This is a genomic window from Streptomyces sp. NRRL B-24572 (genome assembly GCF_002156145.1).
Classification (GTDB): Bacteria; Actinomycetota; Actinomycetes; order Streptomycetales; family Streptomycetaceae; genus Streptomyces; species Streptomyces vietnamensis.
In genome coordinates, this window is sequence record NZ_MWIG01000539.1 from 1 (window position 1) to 2515 (window position 2515).

Below are 2515 nucleotides of genomic sequence, written 5' to 3' on the forward strand. Positions count from 1 at the left end.
GAGCAGCTCGGCGAGGCGCTCCTCGGAGGCGAGGGACTCGGCGGCGCGGCGCTCCGCGTCGTAGGCGTTCCCGGCGGCCTCGGCGGCGTCCGCGGCGCGGGCGGCGGCAAGTTCGGCACGGGACTCGGCGCCGGCGGCCTCACGCGCGCGTTCGGTCGCGGCGCGGGCGGCCTCGCGGGCCGTGTCCCAGGCGGCGACGGTCGTCTTCTCGGCGTCGCTCGCGGCGAGGGCGGCGCGGGCCGGGTCGGCGTCGGGGGCGGTGTCGTCGAGCCAGCCGGCCCGTACGGCCTCGGCGGTCTCCTGCTCGACCTCGGCGAGCCGCTGGCGCAGGTGGCCGGCCTCGCTGCGGGCCCGCTGGGCCTCGGTGGCGGCGGCGGTGGCGTCGCGGTGGGCGGTCTCGCCGGCGTCCTGGAGGGCGGTGGAGCGTTCCTCCTCCTCCGCCGCGTGGCGCTCGCCCTCCTCGGCGGCGGCGGCGAGGGCCCGTACGAGATCGGCGGCGGCCTTGGCGCGGGCGGCCAGGGCGGGGGCGGCGTCGCGCTCGGCCTCGCGGATGGCGGCGGCCACGCGCGCGGAGCGGTCGCCCGCGGCCCGGTGGCGCAGCACCGCCTCGGCCGCCTGCCAGGCGGAGTGCAGGGTGCGGGCGTCAGTGAGTTCGCGGCGCTGGGCGGCGGCGCCCTTCTCGGCGGCGGTCAGCGCCAGGGAGGCGTGCCGGTAGGCGAGTTCGGCGGCGATCAGGGAGCTGCGGCTGCGGGCGGTCTCGGCCTCGGCGACGGCGTGCCCGGCGGAGGTGACCTGCTGGGCGAGTTCGGCGGCGCGGCCGCGTTCCTCGGCGGCGCGGGCGGAGAGCCGGCGGGCGAGGGTGCGGGTGCGGCGCTCGGCGCCCGCGTGGACCTCGCGCGCGTGGGCACGGGTTTCGGCGGCCTCGACGATCCGGCCGAGGAGGTCGACGGAACCGGCCGTGAAGTCGCGCTCGGCGGTCAGTTCGGCGCGGCGGCCGAGCTTGTTGCCGAAGCCGCCGACGAGGTCGGCGAGGCCGTCGGTGTCGCGGGTGTCGGTGACGGCGCGCAGCAGCAGGTCGGTGAAGTCGGAGTCCTTCTTGACCGCGAAGAGGCCGGCGGCCTCGCCCTCGTCGGCGTTCATCTCGCGCTGGTAGCGGAAGAGTTCGGGGTCGAGGCCGAGGTCGCCGAGGTGCTCGTTCCAGCGGTCGTGGATCTCCTCCCAGACCACCTCCAGGTGCGGGTACGCCTTTCCGGCCTCGGTGAGCGCGTCGCGGAAGCCCTTCATGGTGCGGCGGCGGCCGGTCGCTCCGGAGGCGCCCTCGGCGGGCGGGCGGACGGAGGTCGCCTCGGCGACGGGCAGGTTGTCCAGGCTGAGTCCGGGGCCGGGACGGAAGGAGTACCAGGCCTCGGCGAACTTCCGCGGGTCGTTGGAGACCTGGCGGCCGCGCCACTCGCTGGCCTTGCCGACGACGACGAGTTCGCCGGTGAGGGTGTGCTGCCACTCCAGGGCCACGTGGCCGCAGTCGTCGGCGAGGAGGAACTTGCGCAGCACGCCGGAGCTGGCGCCGCCGAGGGTGTTGCGGTGGCCGGGGAGCATGACCGAGAAGATCAGCTTGAGGAGGACGGACTTGCCGCCGCCGTTCTCCAGGAAGAGCACGCCCGCGGGGGCCGGTCGGCGCGGCGGGCCGACCGGCTCCTCCTCGAAGAACTCCGCCTGGGTGGGGGCGGGGTGGGGCACGGGCGCGCCGACTCCCCGCAGGTCCAGGACGGTGTCGGCGTAGCGTGCGCCGGCGGGACCGATGGAGTAGAGGCGGACCCGGGACAGCTCGTACATGCGGCGGACTCTCGTCGTCTCGTTCGGGTGGTGCGCGGGTTACGCGTGGAAGGGCAGGCCGGCGTCGGCGGCGAGTTCCAGGTCGTCGCCCTCGGGCGGCGGGAGGAGGGTCGCGGAGCCGTCGCTGACGGGGACGACGCCGAGTTCGAGGAGCTCGGCCATGGCGGCGGAGCCGGCCATGTCGCGGACCTGGAGCTGGTAGCGGGCGGTGGTGCGGTAGGAGCCGCCGCCCTCGTCGCCGGTGCGCTGGAGGAAGCCGGAGTCGGTGAGGAAGGCGGCCGCTTTGCCGACGATGCCGGTGGTGGAACCGGCGAGGCGGCGGGCGTCCTTCGTGGCGCCGGTGGCGCTGCGGCGGGCGTAGATCCGCCAGGCGGCCTCCAGGCCGGGGGCGTCGGAGGCCGGGTCGGTGTTCTCGCCCTGCTCCTCGGCGCGCTGCTCCAGGCGCAGGCAGGCCTGGCGTACGAAGGCGTCGACGCCGTTGACCGTGAGCCGGCCGATGTACGCGTCGTCGGCGAGGTCCTCGGGCCGGGGGAAGGCCATGGCGGCGACCGCGAGGTGGGCAAGACCGTGCAGGAAGCGGTCGGCGGAGTCCGTGTTGGCGCGGCGGGCGTAGTCGCCCATGCGGACGGCGAAGACGGAGTCCTCGCCCGCGGTGACGGCCATCCCCGCGCGCGGGGAGACC

1 protein-coding gene and 1 pseudogene are annotated in these 2515 nt (G+C 76.7%); both read right to left on the reverse strand.

What is annotated here, in order from left to right:
* Positions 1-1833 (reverse strand): annotated as a pseudogene (locus CCN56_RS29205) (hypothetical protein); the annotation flags it as partial.
* Between the two features lie 39 nt (positions 1834-1872).
* The coding region (locus tag CCN56_RS29210) for a hypothetical protein (RefSeq protein WP_086830967.1) at positions 1873-2515 on the reverse strand (643 nt) is incomplete at its 5' end.